Here is a 24,745-nt window from a genome sequence, read left to right on the forward strand (position 1 = left end):
GTCAATGAGTCGAAATCAATCTTTTAAAAATTACCGGTCAGAATCCCAGCATCAACTGTTTAGAATTAATCTGTTGGTGGCGTTCCTTATTATTTTATCTTTAATCCTTGTTTTAAGACTTGCATTTTTACAAATTTCCGAATTTAAAAAGTATCAAACCCTATCTTTAAAAAATCAAATGAGTATTATTCCCATTGCTCCACCAAGAGGAGTAATTCTCGATAGGAACGGCGTATTGCTTGCAGAAAACATCCCTGTTTACGTCCTGGAAATTATCCCTGAACATGTTAAAAACATGGATCAAACATTAGTTGAATTACAAAAATTAATACCTTCGATTACAGAAGAAGATATCAAAAATTTCAAACGAACCCGAAAGCAAAACCGCTCTTTTGTACCCATACCTGTTAAATTAAAATTGACTCAAGAGGAGGTAGCGCTTTTTGCTATCAATCAATATCATTTCCCCGGCGTCAGTATTAAAGCACGGTTGATGCGCCATTATCCCTTAGGTGAGATAACAGCTCATGTCCTAGGTTATGTTGGTCGAATCAATGTTGAAGAATTAAGGGCAGTAGATCCAACCAATTATCGTGCTACAAACTTTATTGGCAAAGCAGGTGTTGAAAAATATTACGAGGATGTGCTTCATGGTAAGGTAGGATACCAAATGATAGAAACCGACGTCAGTGGGCGCACTCTAAGAGTTGTTGATAAAATTAATCCTCATTCAGGAGCGAAGCTTTATTTAAGTATTGATATCAGACTTCAACGGGCAGCTTATGAAGCACTCAAGGACAAACGAGGCGCAGTGGTCGTGATTAACTCTAAGAATGGTGAAATCTTAGCCATGACGAGTTCTCCAAGTTTTGATCCCAATATTTTTGTCGGTGGTGTGAGTACTAAAGAATACAAAAAATTGTCAAATACCTTACAAAGACCCTTATTTAATCGAGCGGTACGAGGTGTATACCCTCCAGCATCAACAATTAAACCATTTGTTGGCCTAGCGGGTTTAGATAAAGGATTTATCACTACTACAACAACAATTTATGATCCAGGCCGATATAAGCTTCCCACTGCCAGCCACATCTATAGAGATTGGAAAAAAACAGGCCATGGAATGATTAACTTTAAAAGAGCGATCACTGTTTCCTGTGATACCTATTTTTATCAACTAGGAAATAAAATGGGTATTTCCAATATTGAAGATATGCTCGTAAAATTTGGGTTGGGTCATTTAAGCCATATCGATCTTTACGAGGAAGCTGCGGGTATTGTACCTAGCTTACGGTGGAAAAGACAAACAAAGGGAGTTTCCTGGTATCCTGGCGATACCTTAATTACGTCTATAGGACAAGGTTTTATGCTTGCTACACCATTACAAATGGCAAATGCCACAGCTTCGTTAAGCCAGCATGGACAGCGGTTTAGGCCTCATTTATTAATGAGAACTGTCAATAGTGACAGTGGTGAGATAAAACGATACAAGCCAGTTGAGGAATATCCAATTTATCTTAAAGATGAAGCAAACTGGGATATCGTTGCAGATGCAATGCATAGCGTTTTAACCAGCAATGAAGGAACAGGTTATCGATTTGGACGCAATCCCCCTTACCCAGTTGCAGGAAAAACTGGTACAGCACAAGTATTTAGCGGCAGACAATATGAAAAAGTAAAATATGAAGACATCCCCGAAGCATTACGGGACAACTCATTGTTCATTGCTTTTACTCCAGTTGAAAAACCTGAAATTGCACTGGCAGTTGTTGTAGAGAATGATGTTGCTGCTTCCACAGTTGCACGTAAAGTGCTTGATACATACTATCAACTTTATCCGATGAAAGCTCATGAACAGACGACACACTAAACCCGTTTACCGGTTTACCAAAAAATCACTGCATTTGGATTTCCCCTTATTGGGGTTACTGCTTTTATTGATTTCCTTTGGTCTTTTGATTTTGTACAGCGCCTCCAATGCGAACACAAGTATGATCTTGCGTCAATCAATGAGACTCATTTTTGCTTCGCTCATTATGATTGTGCTCGGTTTTATTCCTCCGCATAAATATAAAATATGGACTCCATGGATATACAGCGTGGGATTAACTTTATTAATTGCCGTAATGCTTATGGGAAAAATTGGGAAAGGAGCCCAACGCTGGCTTGAATTGGGTTTATTTCGCTTTCAACCTTCTGAAATCATGAAATTGGCTGTCCCTATGATGGCTGCATGGTACTTTGACCGGCAAGCTCGACCCAGCAGCTTTAAATCTCTTGTTGTTGCAGGACTTATTATCTGTGTTCCCGCATTGCTTATTGCAAAGCAACCTGATTTAGGAACTGCAATTATGGTGGCTGCTGCTGGGCTATGTGTTGTATTTTTAGCTGGAATTCGTTTTAAAGTTATTTTATTGCTCATACTCCTGATAGGCTCTGCCATACCGGTAGTCTGGCATGTAATGCATGATTATCAAAAACAACGTGTTTATATGCTGCTTGATCCCGAGCAAGACCCGCTTGGAGCAGGATATCACATTATCCAGTCCAAGATTGCCATTGGTTCAGGCGGGCTTGCTGGAAAAGGTTGGTTACAAGGGAGTCAATCCCATCTTAACTTCCTGCCCGAACATGCTACGGACTTTATCTTTGCAGTTACAAGTGAAGAGTTTGGCTTCGCAGGTGGATTTGCCATTATTGCGCTTATTGTTATGACTTCCCTGAGAAGCCTGAACATCGCATCCAATGCCCAAACGACATATACTCGCCTCTTAGCTGCAAGCCTTGCTATGTCTTTTTTTATGTCCGGTTTTGTCAATATTGGGATGGTTATGGGAATCATTCCGGTTGTGGGCATTCCTTTGCCTTTAGTCAGCTATGGAGGTACCGCAATGGTTACCTTTTTAGCGAGTTTCGGAATCTTGATGTCCATTAGTTCACATAAAATTTTATTTAATAGCCTGCATTGATTAGATAATATAGAGAAGCGAATTCTGTTGAATCTGGGTTCCGCTTCGTGTTACGCAGGCTTCAAAATTAAAGCAATGTTGCAACATGTTCGAAATTCCGACGATGAATCTTGCAGGGCCCAAGTCGATTTAATGCTTCTCGATGAGCTACTGTTGCATATCCTTTATGTTCTGCAAACCCGTACCCCGGATAAAGTGCATCAAGCGCTATCATTTCTGCATCTCGAAACACTTTTGCAAGAATTGAAGCGGCACTAATTTCAGGAATTAAATTATCTCCTTGCACAATTGCCTTACAAGGGATACTCAGTTTTGGCATATATTTGCCATCGACTAATACGTGATCTGGCTTGATTGGCAAAGCCTCAATTGCACGTTGCATAGCCAGCAAAGTTGCATGATGAATATTCAAGACTTCAATTTCATCTACTTCAGCCCTCCCATATGCATAAGCAATAGCCTGCTCCTTTATTAGCACGGATAACAATTCACGTTTTTTCGCGCTTAATTTTTTTGAGTCGGCAAGACCTTCTATAGGGGCTTCTAAAATAACTGCTGCAGTTACCACTGCTCCCGCCAAAGGACCACGTCCTACTTCATCTACGCCAGCTATAAGCATAATATTCTTCTCTTTCTTTATCAGTATAGTCATTGGACATTAACGCCGGCTAATAATACTCTTTTAAAATTGATTTATCATCCAAGAAATGCGATCATGCGCACAAATAATTGACATATGAAGATAATGAGTAAAATTCGCTGTGCAGTCATTGGTGTAGGGTACCTAGGTAAATTTCATGCACAAAAATATCAACTTCTTCCAAATGCAGAGTTAGTTGGGATTTGTGACCTGAATCAAAACCTATTGGAAGCAGCTTCACGGGAATTGCATGTTCCTGGCTATAAAGACTACCATGACTTATTTGGCAAAGTTGATGCAGTGAGTATTTCTGCAACAACAAACAAGCATTTTGAAATTGCCAAAGCTTTCTTAGAGCAAGGTATCCATGTTTTAATTGAAAAACCAATTACTGAAACAGTAGCCCAAGCAAAAGAATTAATTCAACTTGCGGAAAAACACCAAGCAAAAATACAAGTTGGACATCTTGAGCGTTTTAATTCAGCACGATTGGCTTTGGATGAATATTTGGAAACACCTCTATTTATTGAATCAGAACGTTTAGCTCCATTTAAACCACGTGGGGCTGACGTTAATGTGATTCTTGATGTCATGATCCATGATATTGATTTAATTCAAAATATAGTTAAAAGCCCAATTGTCTCAATTCTTGCGCAAGGGACGCCTGTGCTTACCAAAGCAATTGATATAGCCAATGCGCGTATTACATTTGCCAATCAGTGCGTAGCTAATATTACAGCCAGTCGAGTCAGTTTTAAAACAGAGCGCAAGACAAGAATATTCCAACAGAACTCCTATCTTTCAGTTGACTATCAGAGCAAAAAACTGGCTGTATTTAAAAAAGGAACTGGTGAAATGTTCCCTGGAATTCCTGATATTATTCGAGAAGAAAAAGAGTATGAGCAAGGTGATGCATTATTTGAAGAAATAAAATCATTCATCAAATGCATCCAGGAAGACAGTAGCCCACTGGTAACTGGCGAAGATGGTCTTCACGCACTTGATGTTGCAGAAACAATCACTTCGCTTATCCAGAATAACTTAATTGAACGTCATGCAAAAATCTAAACGTATTAGAAGACTTCTTTCCAAACTTGCTACAATCAGGAAAGTGCAAAGAGAAACGGGACGCAGAACTGAAGCGTACTGAAGAAATAAAATCATTCATCAAATGCATCCAGGAAGACAGTAGCCCACTGGTAACTGGCGAAGATGGTCTTCACGCACTTGATGTTGCAGAAACAATCACTTCGCTTATCCAGAATAACTTAATTGAACGTCATGCAAAAATCTAAACGTATTAGAAGACTTCTTTCCAAACTTGCTACAATCAGGAAAGTGCAAAGAGAAACGGGACGCAGAACTGAAGCGTACATGCAGTCGCATAAGGATTCGAGCACCCTATCGACGAAGCAGTTTTCCGCTGAAATAGAGTTTGGAAAGAAGTCCATTGTCATTATTGCAGGTGAAGAATCGGGCGATGTGCATGCATCGGTTTTGATTCGTCAATTAAAAGCTGCCTATCCTAATATCGAAATTACTGGTATTGGCGGCAGACACATGCAGGAAGCTGGGGCACAAATAATTTCAGATTTAGCTCGATTTGGCGTCACAGGAGTTACTGCAGTTATCCGCAATCTTAATGTAATTCGCAAGGCATTTCTGGCGATTAAAAAACATTTAAAACAGCAAAAGCCTGATTTACTCATTTTAGTAGATTACCCAGGCTTTAATTTAAGACTGGCAAAATATGCAAAACAAGAATTAGGTATTAAGATTCTATATTACATCAGCCCCCAAATTTGGGCCTGGAAAGCAAATCGCATTCATCTTATCAAACAATGCATTGACCAAATGGCAGTTATTTTGCCCTTTGAAAAAATTATATATGAGAAAGCTCAAGTTCCAGTAAGTTTTGTTGGTCATCCTTTAGTAGAAAAAATAACATCTGTTGATGACCGTCAAGCACAGCGCAAGATCCTAGGTCTTCCTCAGGAAGCAAATATTTTTGCTCTTCTACCTGGAAGTCGTACTAATGAAATAAAATATCATATGCCCGTGTTGCGAGACACCGCTCTAATTTTGCAGCAACGTTATCCCAATTTGCATTTTGTGATCCCCATTGCAGATACAATTAATCCAGATAAAATTAAACATTATTTTTCTAACCTCAATTTACCTGTTAGCTTTGTACAAGGGCAAGCAGTACACTGTATGGCTGCTGCAAATTTTGTTATCGTTGCTTCAGGTACCGCCTCTCTTGAATGCGCTTTATTAGAAAAACCGATGTGTATTATTTACAGATCTTCCTTTCTTTCCTATGTGCTGGCGATGAGATTTATCAGAGTCAAATTTTTTGGTTTATGTAATCTTCTAGCGAATAGAATGATTGTCCCAGAGTTTTTACAATACGATTGCAATGCTCATGAATTGACCCGTTATATTGATCTTTTTTACAATGATCCAGCTCAACCTACGAAAATGATTTCCCATTTAAATAAGGTAAAAAATTCATTGTCTTCAGAAAAATCCGATCGCTCATTATTTAATCTTGTGGCCAATGAATTGCTCGAAAAAAATGCATAGTTTTCTCTTAAAAATATAGAATATCAATTATCCTTCATGTACAATTAATTTTGCTTTCATTTTAAATGTTAGCAATTGGAATGTGTGATTTAATTAATAATAAGGAAGTTAAGATGACTGTCATTGAAACACCTGAAGCTACATTAAGCATAACGAAACAAGACCAAGGTCTACAAGATTTAGTCTATAGTTTAGTTACTCGTTTTCTCGCTGAAAATAAAAGCAAAAATATTGATGATCTTTACGATATGATCTTATCTGAGGTGGAACCTCCATTACTTCAAGCAGTGATGGAAAAACGTCGTGGCAATCAACTGCAAGCAGCTAAGATGCTGGGCATTAGCCGCGGCACCATTAGAAAGAAACTCCAAAGGTATTTTGGAACTAAATATTTTCGTTTAACTGACGAATAATTAAATTTTAAAACTCGGAAATTATTACTTACATCTAATAAAGGCTCGCATATCGAGCCTTTTTTTATGCTGGTTTTTAAGGATAATATGTGATGAAAAAAATAAGGTACCTCACACCATTAATAGGCCTCCTAATCGCCTCTTGTGTGACTGACAAACCCGATGTAATCACAGACGACGCAGGCAATTTACATTACACAACTCCTTATCTGGATGATACACGAGGTCGCAACATATTTCCCCTGAAGCGAGATGTCCAAGGCAAAAAGCTTTTTATTTTTGACCCTAAAGTCTACGCATGGGCAGCTTATGACGCTCAAGGGAATAGAGTGATGACAGGCAGTGCCTCTGGTGGAATGGATTATTGTGATGATATTCATGAATCATGCCGCACTGTTGTCGGAACCTATCACATATTCAATAAAAAAGGAGCTGACTGTAAATCGAATGAATACCCTATTGCTCGCGATGGTCACATAGTGGGAGGCGCCAAAATGCCTTATTGCATGCATTTCCATGATGGTTATGCGATTCATGCTGCTTATGAAGTTCCTAAATCCAATAGCAGTCATGGCTGCATTCGTGTGTTACCTGGGGCGGCAAAATGGCTCAATGAGCATTTCATTGATCTAGGAACAACGGTATTAGTTCTTCCATATGTATAACACATAACATGCATACCCATTAATCCTGGAAAAAGTAACAATATTATTTTCCAGGATTTTTTAAAAAAATAATACTTATTGACTCTGTAAAGGACTTATATAAAATGCAGCTAAATATTACAGAGGGATTGGAGTATGTCGCTATCAAAATTAAATCTTGAGCGTTCAGTTGAGGAAATAACAGATAAGTACATTGAAAGTTCTCACTATTCTACTTTGCGTGACTCATGCGTTCTTTTATCGCCAATCTCTTTTGTAATCAGCGAAATTAAGGAACTACTCTCACGTATTCTTCAGATTGATCAAGAGGAGTCAACATCTGATTTAACATCAGATGCCTGTAGCAAACAATACAAATCTGATTTAGATGAACAAAATCAGGATCATAAAGAGTCACAAGATGATTCGCTTTTAGCAACTACCTTAGAGTTTCAATTGCAACTACTGCGTGAGAAAGCAAGATCTAAAGAGTTAGAGATACTAAAGTACCAAGATAATATTCATCGCCTCCAAGTCCGTATAAAAAGCATTGAAGAACTTATTTTGGATAAGAATGCCAAAGAAACTCATCAACATCATTCTCATCCAGAGACGGCGGATCCCCTTGCAAAAACTACTCATAATCACCCTCAGCCAGAAGCTTTCGAACAACAAGATGATAAGACCACCCATGCCCACCCCGAAGTTACTTCGCATTTAAAAACATCTCATGCTCATCCGGACATACCACAACATGGCCATCCAGAAATCGACTTAGAAGGCGAAAAAAATACTCTTGCAAAAGAATTAAAATCACTCCAAAGAGAATTAACGACTGAACAATTACTTCATCGACAGCTGATCGAAAGTTGCAGTAAATTCAGCAAAAAACTTTTGGATTTACCCGAAAAAGAAAAACAAAGACAGATCCGAGCTGTGGCACGATCTAAAAGAGGGAGAGCACGTTTGGCGGGAGAGCCTGCTTTATTACAGCTCTCTGAGGAAAACTGCAACTCACTGAAAGAAGCGATTAAGGCAGAGCACAAAAAACTGCATCAAAAACAAGAACAATTGATGCAGCGAGCTATTGAGATAAGCTATCAAACTTATCTTACACGGCTTGAAATTTATTTGCAATCAATGACAAATCTAATTTACCAAGAAAATGAAGCGTTAAAGCAAATAATTCAATTTATGCGTGAATATCTTACACTTAAAGCGGAAGAGCAACGAGTAAGATTAGTACGAAATAACGTTTTTGTTGAGAAGGAAGAAATAGTACAGGATAAGTCTCAAAAAGAAAAAAAAGTTGAACGATTTAAACAATCAAACCCGCAACTGACCTTAAAAAATGTAAGTTTAGGAAAGGAAAATGAACAATTAGAAATCGCCATCAAGGAGCGTCGTAATTATAGGGATACCTTTCTCAAAATAGGATTGCTCTTCTTTTTCTTGACAGCCGGAGGAGCTGGTGCCGGAGCAGCCGTTGCAGGCGAGATTTTTGCAATAACTTCTCTGTTTATGGCTCCAGCTGCACTACTTGCTGTCGTTACATTAAGTCTATTTATTGCTGCATTAATCTACACAATAAAAAACAGTATAGACAGCAATCAATTAAGTAAAAATCAAACCATAATAAGAGATAATATTGTAACCATTACCCAACAAAATAGTGAAATGATTTCGCTTGAAAAAGAAATACTGCCTGAACTAGCAAATAAAATAAGCGGGGCTGAAGGTAATCTGAGTAGGCTGGATAAACACATCAATGGATTATTCCAACATGCTGAATTGAAATTAAATAACGCAAAAAAAGTAACTGTTCAATATCCAAGCAGTCAACCCTTCTTCACTAGTGATCAAACATCTCAACATACATATCACGATTCAAGCCCATCAGCCCCCTTTATGGATGAGTCTCTTGAAGAGAGTACGTTTACTCCTAATTAAATTATTGCTTGGGTGAAGTGAGTCAGAGCTGCCGGTTATGTTAATGTCCGTTGACCTCCGACGTTCCGTGGCTTCTCCGCTGAAGCCAGAAATCATGAGAATCACTGGATCCCGCGAACAAGCCGCGGGACGTAGATAAAACACTGGGTTTCTTAACAAAATAGCAGTTCTGATACTTCCTTCGCTATTTCTTAAACTAAAGTATAGTTGCCTGGGACAACTATTAAACCGCAGATGAAACCAATAATTTATTAACTCGATTTACAAAGTCTGCAGGATTATCTAATTGCCCACCTTCAGCTAAAACTGCTTGTTCAAACAACATAGTGACCCATAATTCAAATAAATCATCATCTTGAATATCATGTAAGTGTTTAATTAACTGATGCTCAGGATTTATTTCAAATACAGGTTTGCTTATTGGAACTTGCTGGCCAGCAGCTTGCAAAATACGTTGCATTTCTAATCCCATATCTTGCTCATCTGCAACAACACAAGCAGGTGAATCAGTCAGTCTGTGAGTCACCATCACATCTTTAACCCGTGCATCCAAAACGCTCTTAATATGCTTTAGCAAAGGTTCAAGAGTTTTTTCTTGTTCTTTGATTTGCTCAGGTGACTCATCGCCTAACTCCACCTTTCCTTTGGAAATGGACTGAAGTTTCTTTCCTGCATATTCGCTTAAATAACCAACCAGCCACTCATCCACTTTGTCGCTAAGCAACAATACTTCAATTCCTTTTTTTCTAAAAATTTCCAGGTGAGGACTGTTTTTAGCAGCATTATAACTGGACGCAGTGATGTAATAAATCTTGTCCTGTCCTTCTTGCATACGACTGACATACTCATCCAAGGTTGCTTCTTGTTTCTCGGAACCAGTAGTCGTTGTTGCAAAACGTAGTAGCTTTGCAATAGCCTCTTTATTGGTAAAGTCTTCAATTGGCCCTTCTTTTAAAACCAATCCAAACTCATTCCAAAACTTTTGATAGGTTTCCTTATCTTGAGTACTCATTTTTTCAAGCATGGCTAAAACACGTTTTGTACATGCAGAACGGATGCTCTCTACTTGTTTGTTGTCTTGTAAAATTTCTCGAGACACATTAAGCGGTAAATCACTCGCATCCACAATTCCTTTTACAAAACGTAAATAGCGAGGTAAAAATTGAGTGGCATCGTCCATAATAAAAACACGTTTAACATAAAGCTTTAAGCCATGTTTGACTTCATGTTGCCATAAATCAAATGGTGCATGTGCAGGAATATATAGCAAAGAAATATAATCATGCTTTCCTTCAACATGGTTGTGTGACCAAATGAGCGGATCTTGGAAGTCATGAGAAATATGCTTATAAAGTTGTTTGTACTCTTCATCAGGAATATCTGATTTTTGCATTGTCCATAAAGCAGTTGCCTTATTTACAGTTTCATATTCGTTTGTTTCTTTATCATCCTGAGAGATTTTCTTCATAACGATAGGCCAGCAAATATGATCTGAATATTTACTGATAATACTGCGCAGACGCCAATTGCTGAGAAACTCATCATTCTCATCTTTGATATGTAAAGTGATTTCAGTACCACGAGTTGCTTTATTTTCAGAAGCAATGGTAAATTCCCCTTCGCCATTGGATTCCCAAATAATTCCCTCTTCGGATTTCACTCCCGCACGTCGACTTTTAACAGTTACCTTATCAGCAACAATAAATGCTGAGTAAAAGCCCACACCAAATTGTCCAATTAACTGAGAGTCTTTTGCACTTTCCCCTGTTAAATGGCTCATGAATTCTTTGGTGCCCGATTTCGCGATTGTACCCAAGTTATCAACAGCCTCATCCCAAGTTAAGCCAATACCATTATCTTTAATCGTGATTGTTTTTAACTTCTCGTTAACATCAATAGTAATTCTTAAATCAGAATCATTTTCATACAGTGTACCGTTTGATAAAGCTAAGAATCTTAATTTATCCAACGCATCAGAAGCATTGGAAACTAACTCGCGTAAAAATATTTCCTTGTTGCTATACAGTGAATGCACGACCAAATGCAACATTTGCTTTACTTCTGTTTGAAAGCCCATGGTTTGTTGCTTACTTGACATTTACCTAATCTCCTATGAAACATTTCTTAATGATGTATGTTCATATAGGGTTGATTTGCTAAATTTCAAGGGGGACCTACTGAAATTTACATACAAATTATTCGTAATCAAACCCAGGCATCGTTAAGGTCCCCCCAGAATGAATAATTAATACATTACCTTTCAATTGTTCGGTTTTGATATATTTCCTTGACTCATAAAATAGCTTTGCTGCATAAATAGGATCAGCCAAAATCCCCTCTTCTCGTGCCAGACGCTTTATTTCATTTTTAATTGTTTGATTCACTGAGCCAAAAGCTTTGGCGGTAGTAGGATAAAAACAAAGAAAATTACGGGGAATTAGTTCAAGCCATTGTTTTAGTTTATTTCGAAACGTTATTTCATCATCAGCCAACAACAATACATAAACCCGAGCAGAATGATTTAATCGGTTCAGACCTTTAATGAGTGCAGCAGCGGAAAAGCCTGTACCCGAGTCAATAAAAATATGTTGAAACGTAAATCCCAATGAATGCTCATTTAAAATAATATCATCAGCCAGAGTTAACGCACCATTCATTGCTTGAGATACGCTTGCTCCTTCCCGTAAAACAAATCCAGGCTCATTTAACTTCAGTAAGTAATTATCGGCCAGTTCATTAACTTTTGACCACGCGTTACGGGCAACCCAGACAATTTCCCGTTCCTCGAGAAATAAACGGCTTAATTTATAATTCCCGCGCAGCTCCAATTGCCAAGACTGTATCAAGAAGGCAGTTACTTTCAGTTTAAATTCGCGTACTAATTGTAATGCAGCAAGTAAATTGTTGGATTGAGGTCCGGCAATAATAATTAAGTGCTGAATTCCTTCCTCAATCAAACAAGGAAAAAGACTGGCATACTTTCGTAATTTTGAACCACTGATGCCACAACCTAATTCGTCATCTCTTTTAACATAACAACGTACGTCTTGATTAGGAAATTGATTTAAACAATGTACTCGACTGGATAAGTTCCACATAAATTAACTATTTTGTAGCTTGGGTGAGCGTTGCGGAACCCGGAAATAATTTATCGGATAAAACCCGGGTTCCGCTACGCCCCACCCAGGCTACAATCATTAAATTTTACATTAATGAGTATCTCGTACAAAATCAAGATGAGCATCAGTTGATGTCGAACTATGGAATTTATAACCCAGTTCATTAAATTGCTTCAGGTGTTCTAAATCATCAAATTGGTTTTGCATGAGAAACTTAGCCATTGTCCCGCGTGCCTTTTTCGCATGAATACCAATTATTTTCATTTGATCATTCTTTTTTTCATAAAAATTGATCGTAATCATTGGATAATTTAATCCCTTTTCATCTACAACTTTAAAATACTCACTTGATGCCAGATTAATTAATACCGGATTTTTCTGCTCGGCTAGCTGTTGATTTAGTGCATTAGTTACTGTTTCTTGCCAAAAATCATACAAATTTTTACCCGCAGGATTCTGTAATCGTACTCCCATTTCAAGCCGGTAAGGTTGGATATTATCTAAAGGTTTTAACATACCATAAAGCCCAGATAAAACTCGCAAGTGGTTTTGCGAATAGTCAATCGTCTTTTGCTCCCAGCTTGCAGCTTTTAAACCTTGGTAAACATCTCCCTGAAATAAAAGTAAAGCGGGGTACGCATGTGATGACACTTTATCGTCCAAACAAAAATCTTGATAGCGTTTATAATTTAATTCAGCCAAATCCTTGGACAAATCCATCAACGCAGCTATATCAGCAACTGATTTAGTTTTCATCAGTTTAACCAGAGTATTGGTTTTATCAACAAACATAGGATTGGATGTCGTTCCAGAATAGGGCTTGGAACTATTTAATAATTTTTTAGCTGGTGATAATAAAATAAGCATAATCAATCCATAGAAATTTAACGCGCAGTACCAGGAACCATACCAACCCGCGGTCTAAAGACATAAATAGTAATAGGATCACTAGTATCAATCACATTTCCATCCGCATCAACAATTTGCACAGCCAAATTATGCGTTCCCCTATTCATACCTTTTATTTCAAATACTGGATTCACCTGGGGTTCGCCAAGAGTTCCACTATCGTAAATCAATTGTAACTTATCTCCCGGACGTAATTCAGGTTCTACTCCTGCAGTCACGACGACAAAGCCTTGATTATTACGAATTGTTGCCCCACTTTGGGGTTGGGTGATTTCTATTTTAGTGTAGGAATTCTTTAACTTTATCGTATCATCTTGATCTTCTTGCTCAGGTTTTTGTGCTGGAGTTTGAGGAGACGAAGGAGTTGGTGATGAAAAACTTTGTGTCTCGGGAATTGTCACGGTTTCAGCTCCCTTACGCGGGGTATCACTGAAATGAACATTTCCTTGACTATCAGTCCATTTGTAAATTTGCATCGCATAGGACGCGCAAATTACCATCATAAAGGATAGAGAGACAAAAAATTTACTCATCACCATTGTTCCTATAGGCTGTAATACAACTCAAATTCATAAGGATGGGTCAAACTTCTAATCCTAGTTGTTTCTTCTTCCTTCATTTTGATGTAATTCATAATAAAATCTTTAGTAAACACATCACCTTGTAACAAGAAATCATGATCCTTTTCCAGATATTCCATAGATTGTTCTAAAGACGAACATACTGTAGGTATATCAACAAGTTCTTCTGGTGGTAAATCATAGAGATCTTTATCCATAGCTTGACCTGGATGAATTTTCTTTTGGATACCATCCAGCCCTGCCATCATCATGGCGGCAAATGCCAGATAGGGGTTCGCAGTAGGATCAGGGAAACGGACTTCAATACGACGTGCCTTAGGATTGTTCACATGAGGAATGCGAATTGCAGCAGATCGGTTTCTTGCTGAGTAAGCCAATAGAACCGGAGCTTCAAAACCAGGAACTAAACGCTTATAACTGTTGGTTGATGGGTTAGTAAACGCATTTAAAGCACGTGCATGCTTAATTATTCCACCTATATAATAAAGTGCCATTTCGGAAAGACCGCCATACTGATCACCGGAAAACAGATTCACACCGTCTTTGGCTAATGATTGATGGCAATGCATACCGCTTCCGTTGTCACCAACTAAAGGCTTGGGCATAAAAGTAGCTGTTTTTCCGTAATTATGCGCAACGTTATGAACTACATATTTTAAAATTTGTAATTCATCGGCCTTTTTGGTCAATGTATTAAACCGAGTAGCAATTTCACATTGGTTTGCTGTAGCTACTTCATGGTGATGCGCTTCGACAACAGTTCCCAATGATTCGAGGATCAAACTCATTGCAGAACGCATATCATGAGAAGAATCTACTGGAGGAACAGGGAAATAACCACCTTTTATCGCTGGGCGATGTCCAATATTACCTCCTTCTAATTCTTTTCCTGAATACCATTGGGCTTCTTCTGAATCAATTTTATAAAAAGCACCGCCAATGGTTGTTTCCCATTGTACGCTATCGAAGACAAAAAACTCAGGCTCGGGTCCAAAATAGGCTGTATCCGCAATACCAGTAGATTGCAAGTAAGCTTCAGCACGTAACGCCAATGATCTGGGACAACGTTCATATCCCATCATAGTTTTTGGATCGACTACATTACATCGAATGAATAGAGTGTTGTCCTGAAAGAATGGATCGAGCTTCATTGTTTCCAAATCAGGCATCAAAGCCAAATCGGACTGGTGAATTTTTTGCCAACCCTTAAAAGAAGATCCATCTATCATTTTTCCATTTTCAATAAAATCATTATCCACTGATGAAATTGGGATGGTTATATGTTGCTCTTTACCCCGTATGTCCGTAAACCGCAGGTCAACTAATTTGGCATCATGTTCCTTAATCGCCTCAAGTACTGTATTTTTGCTCATTATTACTCTCCAGGATAGTCTGGTTGTATAGTGTACCTTAAGTGACTTATTAAACCCAATAGATTAAACTCTATGTTTTAACATAAACCATAAAAAACATGGGTGCATACCAATATCAGGCGCTTCAAAAAAATGGCAATGCGACCAAAGGTGTACTGGAAGCAGATTCCGAGCGTCACGCACGCCAACTCTTACGTGATCAGGGATTAATTCCAACTCAAGTTCGTATATTGAGTCAACAGCGTGCAGGGAGTCATGCCAGAAGCAAAATTTCTGCAGCAGATCTTGCCCTATTTACACGTCAGTTAGCTACATTACTTGCTGCGGGGATTCCTGTTGAGGAATCATTACGTGGAGTGAGCGAGCAAACAGAAAAAGACAAAGTCAGAGAACTCATTATTGGTGTGCGTGCAAAAGTCCTTGAAGGTTATGGATTAGCACAGGCCATGGCTCAATTCCCATCCGCATTCCCCGAGTTATATCGCGCTACTGTGGGTTCAGGAGAGCAAACGGGTCGCCTTGATGTGGTTTTAGAAAAATTAGCGGATTATACTGAAAATCAGCAGCAGACAAGACAGAAAATTCAGCAGGCGCTGATTTATCCACTCATTATGATTATTGTCTCAATTGCCATTATTAGCTTTTTGCTAAGTTTTGTTGTTCCAAAAATTATTGAAGTATTTACCAGCAGCGGACAAACTCTGCCTGAAATGACTCTATTATTAATTAATATTAGTCACTTCGTTAAAGATTATGGCCTTTATACCTTAATTGTACTTATCCTCATAATTTTTGCCTTTAAGAAAAGCCTGAACAATGAAAAGATTAAAATTACTTGGCATCGTCTGTTATTAAAACTTCCTATAATTTCATATTTGGTAAAAACAGTTAATGTTTCGCGTTATATACATACTTTTGGTATACTTTTCGCAGCAGGAGTAAGTGTTCTAGAAACAATGCGCGTTGCAGCAAGCCTAGTAACCAATGTCGTTATGCGACAAGCTTTTGATACTGCTACAATAAAAGTTAGAGAAGGATGTGGTATTAATGAGGCTTTAAAAGAAACAGGTTATATTAGTCCGATGGCAATTCATTTAATTGGCAGCGGTGAAAAAAGCGGCCAATTGTCCAACATGATGGAACGCGCTGCAGCTCACTTAGATAATGAAGTCAAACGGCTAATTGATACATCATTGACTTTACTGGAGCCTATGGTGATCCTATTGATGGGTGCAATCGTTTTATTTATTGTTTTAGCTACTTTATTACCTATTTTTTCAATGGAGCAATTAATAACTTAAAGCCAAATGTGGTGCAGCTAATTGCTTCACTTTCATCCAATCGAATTTAAATCGGAGTAAAAATGAATAGACAAAAAGGATTCTCATTAATTGAAATCATGGTAGTAGTCGTTATATTGGGCATTCTCGCCTCTATAGTGGTGCCTAAAATAATGGGTCGTCCTGATGAGGCGCGCAAAGTTAAAGCCAAACAAGATGTACTTGCCATACAAAACGCATTGGATTTATACAAATTAGACAATGGTAATTATCCCACTACGGATCAAGGCTTGATGGCCCTCGTTGAGAAACCGACATCAAATCCTGTACCCAACAATTGGAAACAATACCTCAAGTCACTTCCCACTGACCCATGGGGGAGAGATTATCTTTATTTAAATCCTGGTCAACACGGTGATGTTGATGTTTTCACCTACGGCGCTGAAGGACAACCCGGAGGTACAGGGATTAATGCCGAAATTGGTAACTGGGATGAGAAAAAACAATAGATTTCTTCGGAAGCTCCCTACAGAGAGAGGAACGCGAGGAGGCACGAAGCGCAGAATTGCTTCATGCACGCGGTCACATGAGAATTTGCGCACCGTATGGACCAAGCAATTCTCCTCTGTAGTAGAAGTTCCCAAGAAGTCGAATCAAGGTTTTACCCTGATTGAAATCTTGATTGTTCTGGTGATCATCGGCATAACTGTTGGTTTTGCCTTAGTTGCCTTTGGGGATTTTGGTGAAAGTCGGCGTATTTTATTTTCTGCAGAACAATTAGTTAATACGCTTCGCCTAGCCCAACAGCAGGCTATTTTGGGAACCAGCACTCTGGGCCTGCGTATTGATAACAACGGTTATCAAGTGTTTCAACTGTACAACAACGCTCAATGGAAACCCATTTCCGATAAAGGAGTGTTTAAAATGACTTATTTTCCCCAAGATACACGTATTATTTTGAAAACCAGTAGTTCAACCCCAGTGGGAGTCCCACCTATCATTATTTCTGCCTCTGGAGATATGACACCGTTTACTTTAAATTTTGGTAGCAAGCAAGATAACAATTTAGCCTTGCTTATTGGCAAACGTAATGGGGAACTCCAATTTAACGTGGTAAACACTAAATAGTGCGAGGAGACATGAAACGCAAAACCACAATGTACCTACCCGTACGTGAGGATTCGAATTCTGAAGTAACGTTTCACAAGGGGTCTAATGAGTCAGGATTCACTCTAATCGAAGTTCTATTAGCACTTTCCATAATAGCGATTGCATTGACTGCTTTGCTGAAAGCGATATCACAAAATGTAGAAACTACCCGACGTATAAAAGAAAAAACAGTGAGTCATTGGGTTGCCATGCAAGGTGTGGCAATGATTCAGCTCAATTTACTCCAGATTAATCAAAGTCAGGAAACAACCCAAGATACAACCATGTTGAATGAACACTGGTACTGGAGAGCTAAAGTAAGCTCGACACCACTAAAAAACATTCAAAAAATAGTTATTTCAGTCAGTCCAGAAAAAATAGGCCCTTTTAGAGAGGAACTGCAAGCTTTCAGGTATGTACCATGAAAAAAAATGCAACATCCGACAAACTGAATGGCTTTACTTTGATTGAAATTTTAATTGCACTTGCCATATTTGCTATTCTGGCAACAATTACAAGCTCTGTATTGTATAATGCATTTACAACACGTTCTCGAGTTAATGAACAAAGTGAACGTCTCAACGAATTGCAGCTTGCAATAAGCCTTATTCAACAAGATACGCGTCAAACTGTAGAGCGCCCTATTCGAAGTAATGAAATGCAGTTACTACCTGCTTTTATAGGACAAACAAATTATGTGGAATTTACGCGGGATGGTAATATAAATCCTGGCAATATTGAAAAACGCAGTACACTCAAACGAGTTGCATATGTTTGCCAACAAGGAACTTTAATCCGTAGAACCTGGAGTAGTCTCGACATAATCAATCAAAAAAGCTATGAAGATAAGCTCTTGCTGAATCGCCTTACTAACTGCCACTTTGGTTATTTAAATCAAAATTTGCAAATACTTCCTGAATGGAGAGAACAAGCGGTAACCTTAAATCAGCGTAAAGAGCCATTCCCCAAAGCCATACAATTTAATATGACTTTGCAGGATCAGGGTGAACTGAATTTACTTTTTGTTCTACCGGGTGCGCTTTATGTTTCAAATTAAAACCATAAAAGGAAGCGCCTTACTCACTGCACTTTTTATTATGACTTTGGTTGCAATTGTAGCCACCGCCATGAGTACGAAAGTGCAATTAGATATTTACCGTACAAAACTTATACTCACTCATGATAAAATTTATCTTGCATCACAAGCAGTCACTTTTTGGGCACTTGGTGAGTTAAACAATAAAAACAATAAATTTGCCAAAGCCGATGCACAAGGAATAGTAAGCGTTATCCCCCATGACATGGAACATATCGATAGCACCGTTACCTTAAGAGGCGCACTTTATGATCTACAGGCCCAATACAATATTAATAACTTGGAAAATAGAAAATCCATGTTAGGATTTATAAATCTTATTGGGGTAGCCTTGCCACAAATTCCTGAAGCAGAACGAGTTAAGCTCACTCTTGCAGTTAATGATTGGCTCTCACCATATGATCTGGCACGCGGCAAAGACAATTACCTATCCTATTATATGAGTCAAAAACCACCTTATTATCCTAGTCATCAACTGATGAGCAGTAAATCTGAATTGCGTCTGGTCAAAGATGTGAGTGCTCCTCTTTATTTAGCTCTAGAGCCTTTAATTACAACTTTACCCGAGTCTACGCCTATAAATATCAATACAGCACCGATAAAAGTTCTCAAGTCATTAAGCAGCTCAATGAAAGAAACTCAGCTCAATGAATTACTTAAGGCAAGAAAAGAAAATGGAATTAAAGACCTAAGCAAAGTCTCTGATATACTTAAAAAACTTAATATTGCTAATGACCAAATTACCATAGAGAGTACTTACTTTCTCAGTATTGCTTCTGCCACCAGCGATAATCTTACTTTAACGGTATACACTGTGTTTAAACGAAGTCGTGATAAAAATCAAAAAATCTCAGTTAACGTTCTCAGGGAAAGCTTCAATGTTTTCTAATCTGAATATTAAGAACTGTTATTCTTCATTGTTTGAAGATTGAGTATTAGCATTCTTTTGAAGAATTTCTTTTGATAACTCATCACCTGCTTTAATATCCGCATCAGACAGTTTATTTTTTAACATTTTAAGTTCTCTGATTGCTTCGTCATTTTGATTCTGGGCAGCAATCTTAAATAAAGCATATGCCTTAATCCAATCTTTTTCTACACCTAGTCCTGCAAGATACATATAACCTAACTTGGCTTGCCCTGCTGGGTTTCCTTGTAAAGCGGACTTAGTAAACCAATACACAGCCTGTTCGTAATCTTTTGAAATACCAGTTCCTGTCAGCAGTAGCTGGCCTAATTCAGCTTGTGCCTCAGGTAATCCGCTTTGCGCTGCAGACTGATACCAATAAGCTGCTTTTTGTGGATTTGCTTCGACTCCATATCCTTTAAGGTAATAATAAGCCAAATAAGCTTGTGCTTTCACATGGCCTTGATTTGCTGCTTGAGAAAACCAATAAACTGCCAATTTGTCATCTTGAGCAATACCCTCTTGTTGTCCTGTATATAGTAGACCTAAGCTATACTCAGCCCTAACATCACCCTGATCAGCTGCTTTCTGATACCAATAGAAGGCCTTATTGACATCCTTTTCAGTCCCTTCTCCCATAATGTACGCATAAGCAACGTTTACTTGTGCCTTGCTGTACCCTTTTTTTGCAGATTTTTCGAACCATTCAAATGCAGTTTTTTTATTCGCTTTAACACCATCGCCTGATGCAAACATTAAACCAATATTTCTTTGTGCAATTGCATTACCTTGTTTTGCTGATTTCATATACCATTTAAATGCCTCCGGGAAATTTTGCGGAACCCCTTGCCCTAAATCATACATAAACCCCAGGCTTAGTTGTGCTAAGGCATTATTTTTAGCTGCTGATTTTTGGTACCAACTCATTGCCTCAGTATAATTTTTAGTGACCCCTTCCCCATATTGGAACATACGGCCAAGTAAATACATCGCATCAACATTTCCATCCCTTGCTGATTTCGTTAGATAAGGATATGCAGTGGTATAATCTCCATTTTCATATGCTGCGAAACCAACAATCTCATCACCTGCGAAAGCAGTATTCACTACCAGCAATGCTGCTAAAATCACCCTGCGCATGCCGACTCCAAATCGATCCTCTTACCTAAAGAGTAGAATAAAGAATTAACAAAGCAAGTACACTGCCTTGATAGAAAACATGATATTCTTTGAATATTCAGTAAAAAACGAATAACACTAGCGATGTCTGCTCGAGTTTTTGATTATATAAAATCCCTCTGCCTTTCCATTGTCTTATTAGGGTATTTGCATTCTGGCATTAATTCTAGATGGGATTACTTGGCATTTTAAACTCATATGAATCGTCTTAAAAACAGATCCCTGCTCTGCAGGGATCCTCACTTTTCTTTATTTTCCTGCAACCATCATTTTTTCGATTAATACAGAGCCGCATCGTGTCGCAATATTGGGATTAATATCATGACCCACTGCAAGAATGTTTTTAAACATATCTTTTAAGTTTCCAGCAATTGTAATCTCATCAACAGGATATTGGATTACACCATCTTCAACCCAATAACCACTGGCACCTCGTGAATAATCACCGGTAATAATATTTACTCCTTGCCCCATTAATTCTGTAACTAATAATCCCTTGCCCATAGTTTTTAATAAATCAGCAAGATCACCTGCTGTAGGATCAATCGTTAAATTATGAACTCCATCAGCATTAGCAGTAGTTTTTAATCCCATTCTGCGTGCTGAATAACTGCCCAATACGTATTGTTTCACACATCCTTTTTCAACAAGAAGATTTGGACGAGTTGGAACCCCTTCACTATCAAATGGAGAACTTCCCAAGGCACCTAACAAGTGGGGCTGTTCATAAATGCGGATGAACTCTGGAAAAACGTGTTGTCCTATAGAATCCAACAAAAAAGTATTTTTTCTATAAAGATTTGAGCCACTAATTGCATTAATAAAAGTTAAAAATAAACCACTGGAAATTCGTGATGAAAAAATAACCGGTGTTGCTTGTGTTGCAATTTGTTGCGCGCCTAAACGACTTATAGCGCGATCAACAGCATTTTTAGCAATTAGATGGGGATCTACCAAATCCTGTGGATTACGAACCGTTGTATAGTCGTAATCCCGTTGCATTTCCTCACCATCCTTCGCAATCAAAGAACAACTTAAACCATGCCGTGTGCTGTGGGTAAATCCTGAACCACCATACGTATTCGCAAATCCATTATGTGATTCATATGTAGATACATTTACTCCATCTGAGTTAGTAATTCGTTTATCCAGCGATAATGCATAATTCTCACATTTTAAAGCCATCTCTATAGCTTGTTGGGGACTTATCTCCCATGGATGAAATAAATCAAGATTGGGATGATTCTTAGACATTAATTCTTTATCAGCCAAGCCAAAGCATGGATCTTCTGCACTTACCCTTGCTATATCACAGGCAGCTTTAACCATAGCTTCCAAAGCAGCAGGTGAGGTATCAGTACTGCTTGCACCACCTTTACGCTGCCCAATATAAACAGTTAGGCCAACACCTTTATCTTCGCTAAATGCTACTGTTTCAACTTCGCCCATGCGCACATCAACTGAAAAACCCTTATCGTTATTCACTGCCACCATAGCATTGCTTGCACCTTCCTTTTTTGCAAGTTCAAGCACCTCGTTCATAAGACGGGTTAAATCTGTTGTTGACTTATGTACTTCACTATTGTTATGTTGCGTTTTAATTTGCATAAGAGATTCCGTGGTGTTGAATGAGTACATAAGGATACAATAACATGTCTTCACAAACCAATGATTATCCTGCAAACAAATCATATTTGTTCGGTTTATTATTTGTGTTTTGTCTTACATTCGTCCCTCTTCATTCCTATGCTGAGGGATATTGGCGAACATTAAGCCCTGGTATTGAGTATCAGGATCTAGCTGGTGGAATCCTTTCACCCTGGGCACATATTTATGTATTTCGTATTGACCTCAATAAAAATAAACTCGCCTTGGTTAATGCAAAAAAACTATCCCTGAAAAATGCCTCTGCAGATCAATTTGCTGAGCACAGTAAAGCTCTTTTAAGTATTAATGGAGGTTTTTTTGATCATGAATTTAATCCTCTTGGACTTAGAATTAATAATAAAAAATTGATTAGTCCTTTAAAACGAATTAGCTGGTGGGGAATTTTTTATATAAAAAATAATCAAGCATATATTTCCAGCTTAAAACATTTTAATCATGATAGTGATATTGATTTCGCCATTCAAAGTGGGCCTCGGTTGCTCATTAAACGAAAAATTCCATCCCTTAAACCGGGTATTGCCGAACGTTCTGCCCTGGGAATCACTGAGGACGGAAAAATAATTATTCTTGTTTCAACCAATGCAGCAATGACGACCAACAAGCTTGCCCAGTTACTCAGATCCCCTCCTCTATCCTGTATTGATGCAATCAATCTGGACGGAGGCAGCTCAAGTCAACTGTATGCCCATATTGGTTCGTTTCTATTAAATGTTCATGGATTTTCTAATGTCAGTGATGCTGTTATTGTGAAAAAAAGAGAAATTCGGTGATAACAAAGCTGTAGCCTGGACCATGCAGCTGACACGTTACTTGAACAATGATGGGATCATGAGTCAGGTGCAACAACCAAATTTTGCTAAAACTCTACGCTTTAACGTGTGCTAAGGCTCTCTTAATAGTCGCTATGTATAATTATTAAATATTAATATTAAGCTCTTATACATGATAACTAAAGCCGGGGCTGAATACCTACTCACAAAATATGCAAAATTATTTAGTATCTCAAAAGAAGATAAACGGTATATTTTAATTCACAATATTTCTCAGGCTTTGCATGCAGTAAGTGATGGAACAAAATCCAATCCTTCTATTGATGAGCTTATTCATGATTTAGGGAAGGTTGAGTTTCGCCATCAGTTTTTTAATGTTCTGGATGAACAAATCAAAGATCAATTTATTTATTTGGTGGATGATTTACTCGATGACAATCTCGAAATAAAAGCAACTCTCACGTTACATTCCCCTCAGGCGCAACAGAACAGACGAAACGAAGGGGTTTTAGATAGCATTATGGCAGGTGAACAATTTAAAATTACCTTAGAACGTTTTTTGCAACTCCCTTATTCAGAAAATAAAAAAAACTTAATCGATGCATCGAGCACTCTTTATAAAAGTGTTGTGTCTGAACAAGGTTTCGATACCGATAGGATAATCGCCAAACTAGATAAAATCTTAAAGTCTCTTTTAAAAGACATCCACATCAACGCTCATCAAAAAATTCTCCTGGAAATCCTCATTAAGGATTTAGGGAAAGCAGCAGCTGTGATTCAGAAAAGCGAAAAAGTGATTACTATTAAAATCGCGAATGGAAATGAGAAAGGAAAAGATATAAACGCATTTCATGCATTAAATCTCGCTGCCAATAATTATCTTATACCTAATTTCAAGAAAAACACTTTAAAAGAAATTGCTCAGAATTTCTTAGATGAATTAGAGAAACTTGGGAATGCCAGTACCTTAATAGGGCAAAAAATTTTAGAAGGCAGTTTCTTTTTCTATGGAGAGGATGCTAAAAATATTTATGAAAGAAAGAGGATTATAGAAAATATATTTAAATCTTTTTCTGACAAAATAATTAAGTCAGTGAATAAAGAAAAAATATCTTTAAAAGACAATAAACAACAACTTTTTGACTTTATTGATGAATTATCTGAAAAAGAATGTAATGCTGTAATAAATACATTAATGGACAATATAAAACAGATAACTGCTCCAGACAGAGGCCTTTTGAACACACATTCTATTAATGATAAATGGATTTTTAATTGGTTTATGAAATTAATACAAGTAATTGAAGAAGCATTTGATATTAAAACTACGTCAGAGGAGCTTCTTGAAGGTATAGATTCCAAGGTAGAAGGATTCCTCCATTAGTCGCTGCTAACGCTACTTAGTTTACTCATAAAAACAATTGTGAATAAACCCACAACTTATCCACAAAATACTCCCATATTATTCTCTTGACCATTGTGCAAAAACACATTATCTTGTTATTAATAACC

General features: G+C 37.9%; 24 protein-coding genes. 16 read left to right on the forward strand and 8 right to left on the reverse strand.

Features of this window, described 5'->3' with window-relative positions:
- The first annotated feature begins 4 nt into the window (after positions 1 to 4).
- Entirely contained in the window at positions 5 to 1,870 is a 1,866-nt protein-coding gene (gene mrdA / locus LXO92_RS12010; RefSeq protein ID WP_182349822.1) for a penicillin-binding protein 2, read from the forward strand.
- The gene (gene rodA, locus LXO92_RS12015; RefSeq protein WP_182349823.1) at positions 1,851 to 2,969 is read left to right on the forward strand and encodes a rod shape-determining protein RodA; all 1,119 of its coding nucleotides are present in this window, start codon (positions 1,851 to 1,853) and stop codon (positions 2,967 to 2,969) included. Before mrdA ends, rodA begins: the two co-directional genes overlap by 20 nt.
- Before the next feature lie 67 nt (positions 2,970 to 3,036).
- On the opposite strand, the gene rnhB is transcribed toward rodA, so the two are convergent.
- Positions 3,037 to 3,588 (reverse strand): ribonuclease HII, encoded by a 552-nt coding sequence (gene rnhB / locus LXO92_RS12020; RefSeq protein ID WP_182349824.1) that lies wholly within the window; start codon positions 3,586 to 3,588, stop codon positions 3,037 to 3,039.
- Positions 3,589 to 3,714: 126 nt separating this feature from the next.
- Between rnhB and LXO92_RS12025 the strand changes: the two genes are divergently transcribed.
- From LXO92_RS12025 to LXO92_RS12050, 6 genes are all read left to right on the forward strand, one after another.
- A complete protein-coding gene (locus tag LXO92_RS12025) occupies positions 3,715 to 4,677 on the forward strand; it encodes a Gfo/Idh/MocA family protein (protein WP_232891037.1) in 963 nt (320 codons plus the stop codon).
- A gap of 26 nt (positions 4,678 to 4,703) precedes the next feature.
- Positions 4,704 to 4,904 (forward strand): hypothetical protein, encoded by a 201-nt coding sequence (locus tag LXO92_RS12030; protein ID WP_233291541.1) that lies wholly within the window; start codon positions 4,704 to 4,706, stop codon positions 4,902 to 4,904.
- Positions 4,891 to 6,195 (forward strand): lipid-A-disaccharide synthase, encoded by a 1,305-nt coding sequence (gene lpxB, locus LXO92_RS12035; RefSeq protein ID WP_232891038.1) that lies wholly within the window; start codon positions 4,891 to 4,893, stop codon positions 6,193 to 6,195. The genes LXO92_RS12030 and lpxB overlap by 14 nt, the downstream gene beginning before the upstream one ends.
- Positions 6,196 to 6,308: 113 nt before the next feature.
- Complete coding sequence (locus LXO92_RS12040; protein WP_058459743.1) at positions 6,309 to 6,608, forward strand: helix-turn-helix domain-containing protein; 300 nt, start codon at positions 6,309 to 6,311, stop codon at positions 6,606 to 6,608.
- Positions 6,609 to 6,700: 92 nt separating this feature from the next.
- The gene (locus LXO92_RS12045; protein ID WP_232891039.1) at positions 6,701 to 7,273 is read left to right on the forward strand and encodes a L,D-transpeptidase; all 573 of its coding nucleotides are present in this window, start codon (positions 6,701 to 6,703) and stop codon (positions 7,271 to 7,273) included.
- Between the two features lie 135 nt (positions 7,274 to 7,408).
- The gene (locus LXO92_RS12050) at positions 7,409 to 9,202 is read left to right on the forward strand and encodes a hypothetical protein (RefSeq protein WP_232891040.1); all 1,794 of its coding nucleotides are present in this window, start codon (positions 7,409 to 7,411) and stop codon (positions 9,200 to 9,202) included.
- A 223-nt stretch (positions 9,203 to 9,425) separates the two neighbouring features.
- Here the strand turns inward: LXO92_RS12050 and htpG are convergent, their stop codons facing one another.
- The 5 genes from htpG to glnA form a co-directional block, all read right to left on the reverse strand.
- Positions 9,426 to 11,300: a molecular chaperone HtpG gene (gene htpG, locus LXO92_RS12055; RefSeq protein ID WP_182349827.1), complete on the reverse strand. Its 1,875-nt coding sequence runs from the start codon at positions 11,298 to 11,300 to the stop codon at positions 9,426 to 9,428.
- Positions 11,301 to 11,397: 97 nt separating this feature from the next.
- Positions 11,398 to 12,300, reverse strand: coding sequence for a 1-aminocyclopropane-1-carboxylate deaminase (locus LXO92_RS12060; RefSeq protein ID WP_182349828.1), 903 nt, complete (start codon positions 12,298 to 12,300; stop codon positions 11,398 to 11,400).
- A 111-nt stretch (positions 12,301 to 12,411) separates the two neighbouring features.
- Entirely contained in the window at positions 12,412 to 13,188 is a 777-nt protein-coding gene (gene yaaA, locus LXO92_RS12065) for a peroxide stress protein YaaA (protein ID WP_182349829.1), read from the reverse strand.
- Between the two features lie 17 nt (positions 13,189 to 13,205).
- Entirely contained in the window at positions 13,206 to 13,763 is a 558-nt protein-coding gene (locus tag LXO92_RS12070; protein ID WP_182349830.1) for a DUF4124 domain-containing protein, read from the reverse strand.
- 11 nt (positions 13,764 to 13,774) lie between these two features.
- Positions 13,775 to 15,184, reverse strand: coding sequence for a type I glutamate--ammonia ligase (glnA, locus tag LXO92_RS12075; protein ID WP_182349831.1), 1,410 nt, complete (start codon positions 15,182 to 15,184; stop codon positions 13,775 to 13,777).
- 98 nt (positions 15,185 to 15,282) lie between these two features.
- On the opposite strand from glnA, the gene lspF reads away from it, so the two are divergent.
- The 6 genes from lspF (at position 15,283) to gspK (ending at position 19,598) form a co-directional block, all read left to right on the forward strand.
- Complete coding sequence (lspF, locus tag LXO92_RS12080; protein WP_182349832.1) at positions 15,283 to 16,485, forward strand: GspF family T2SS innner membrane protein variant LspF; 1,203 nt, start codon at positions 15,283 to 15,285, stop codon at positions 16,483 to 16,485.
- Between the two features lie 62 nt (positions 16,486 to 16,547).
- A complete protein-coding gene (gene lspG / locus LXO92_RS12085; RefSeq protein ID WP_182349833.1) occupies positions 16,548 to 16,973 on the forward strand; it encodes a GspG family T2SS major pseudopilin variant LspG in 426 nt (141 codons plus the stop codon).
- An 85-nt stretch (positions 16,974 to 17,058) separates the two neighbouring features.
- On the forward strand, positions 17,059 to 17,592 hold the full coding sequence (gene gspH, locus LXO92_RS12090; protein WP_232891099.1) for a type II secretion system minor pseudopilin GspH: 534 nt from the start codon (positions 17,059 to 17,061) through the stop codon (positions 17,590 to 17,592).
- Positions 17,593 to 17,603: 11 nt separating this feature from the next.
- Positions 17,604 to 18,038, forward strand: a complete 435-nt coding sequence (gene gspI / locus LXO92_RS12095) for a type II secretion system minor pseudopilin GspI (RefSeq protein WP_370529164.1) — start codon at positions 17,604 to 17,606, stop codon at positions 18,036 to 18,038.
- Positions 18,035 to 18,670: a GspJ family T2SS minor pseudopilin variant LspJ gene (gene lspJ / locus LXO92_RS12100; protein WP_182349835.1), complete on the forward strand. Its 636-nt coding sequence runs from the start codon at positions 18,035 to 18,037 to the stop codon at positions 18,668 to 18,670. Before gspI ends, lspJ begins: the two co-directional genes overlap by 4 nt.
- Positions 18,657 to 19,598, forward strand: a complete 942-nt coding sequence (gene gspK, locus LXO92_RS12105; protein WP_182349836.1) for a type II secretion system minor pseudopilin GspK — start codon at positions 18,657 to 18,659, stop codon at positions 19,596 to 19,598. The genes lspJ and gspK overlap by 14 nt, the downstream gene beginning before the upstream one ends.
- Positions 19,599 to 19,616: 18 nt before the next feature.
- Here gspK and LXO92_RS12110 read toward each other — a convergent pair whose 3' ends face one another.
- Positions 19,617 to 20,756, reverse strand: a complete 1,140-nt coding sequence (locus tag LXO92_RS12110) for a tetratricopeptide repeat protein (RefSeq protein ID WP_182349837.1) — start codon at positions 20,754 to 20,756, stop codon at positions 19,617 to 19,619.
- A 288-nt stretch (positions 20,757 to 21,044) separates the two neighbouring features.
- Positions 21,045 to 22,403, reverse strand: coding sequence for a metalloprotease PmbA (gene pmbA / locus LXO92_RS12115; RefSeq protein WP_182349838.1), 1,359 nt, complete (start codon positions 22,401 to 22,403; stop codon positions 21,045 to 21,047).
- A 44-nt stretch (positions 22,404 to 22,447) separates the two neighbouring features.
- Between pmbA and LXO92_RS12120 the strand changes: the two genes are divergently transcribed.
- A complete protein-coding gene (locus LXO92_RS12120) occupies positions 22,448 to 23,233 on the forward strand; it encodes a phosphodiester glycosidase family protein (protein WP_182349839.1) in 786 nt (261 codons plus the stop codon).
- A 172-nt stretch (positions 23,234 to 23,405) separates the two neighbouring features.
- Positions 23,406 to 24,617 carry a hypothetical protein gene (locus tag LXO92_RS12125; RefSeq protein WP_232891041.1) on the forward strand — a complete coding sequence of 404 codons (1,212 nt, stop codon included), beginning with the start codon at positions 23,406 to 23,408 and terminating at the stop codon, positions 24,615 to 24,617.
- The last annotated feature ends 128 nt before the right edge of the window (positions 24,618 to 24,745 follow it).

This window comes from Legionella resiliens, from assembly GCF_021344005.1.
GTDB classification, from domain to species: Bacteria; Pseudomonadota; Gammaproteobacteria; order Legionellales; family Legionellaceae; genus Legionella; species Legionella resiliens.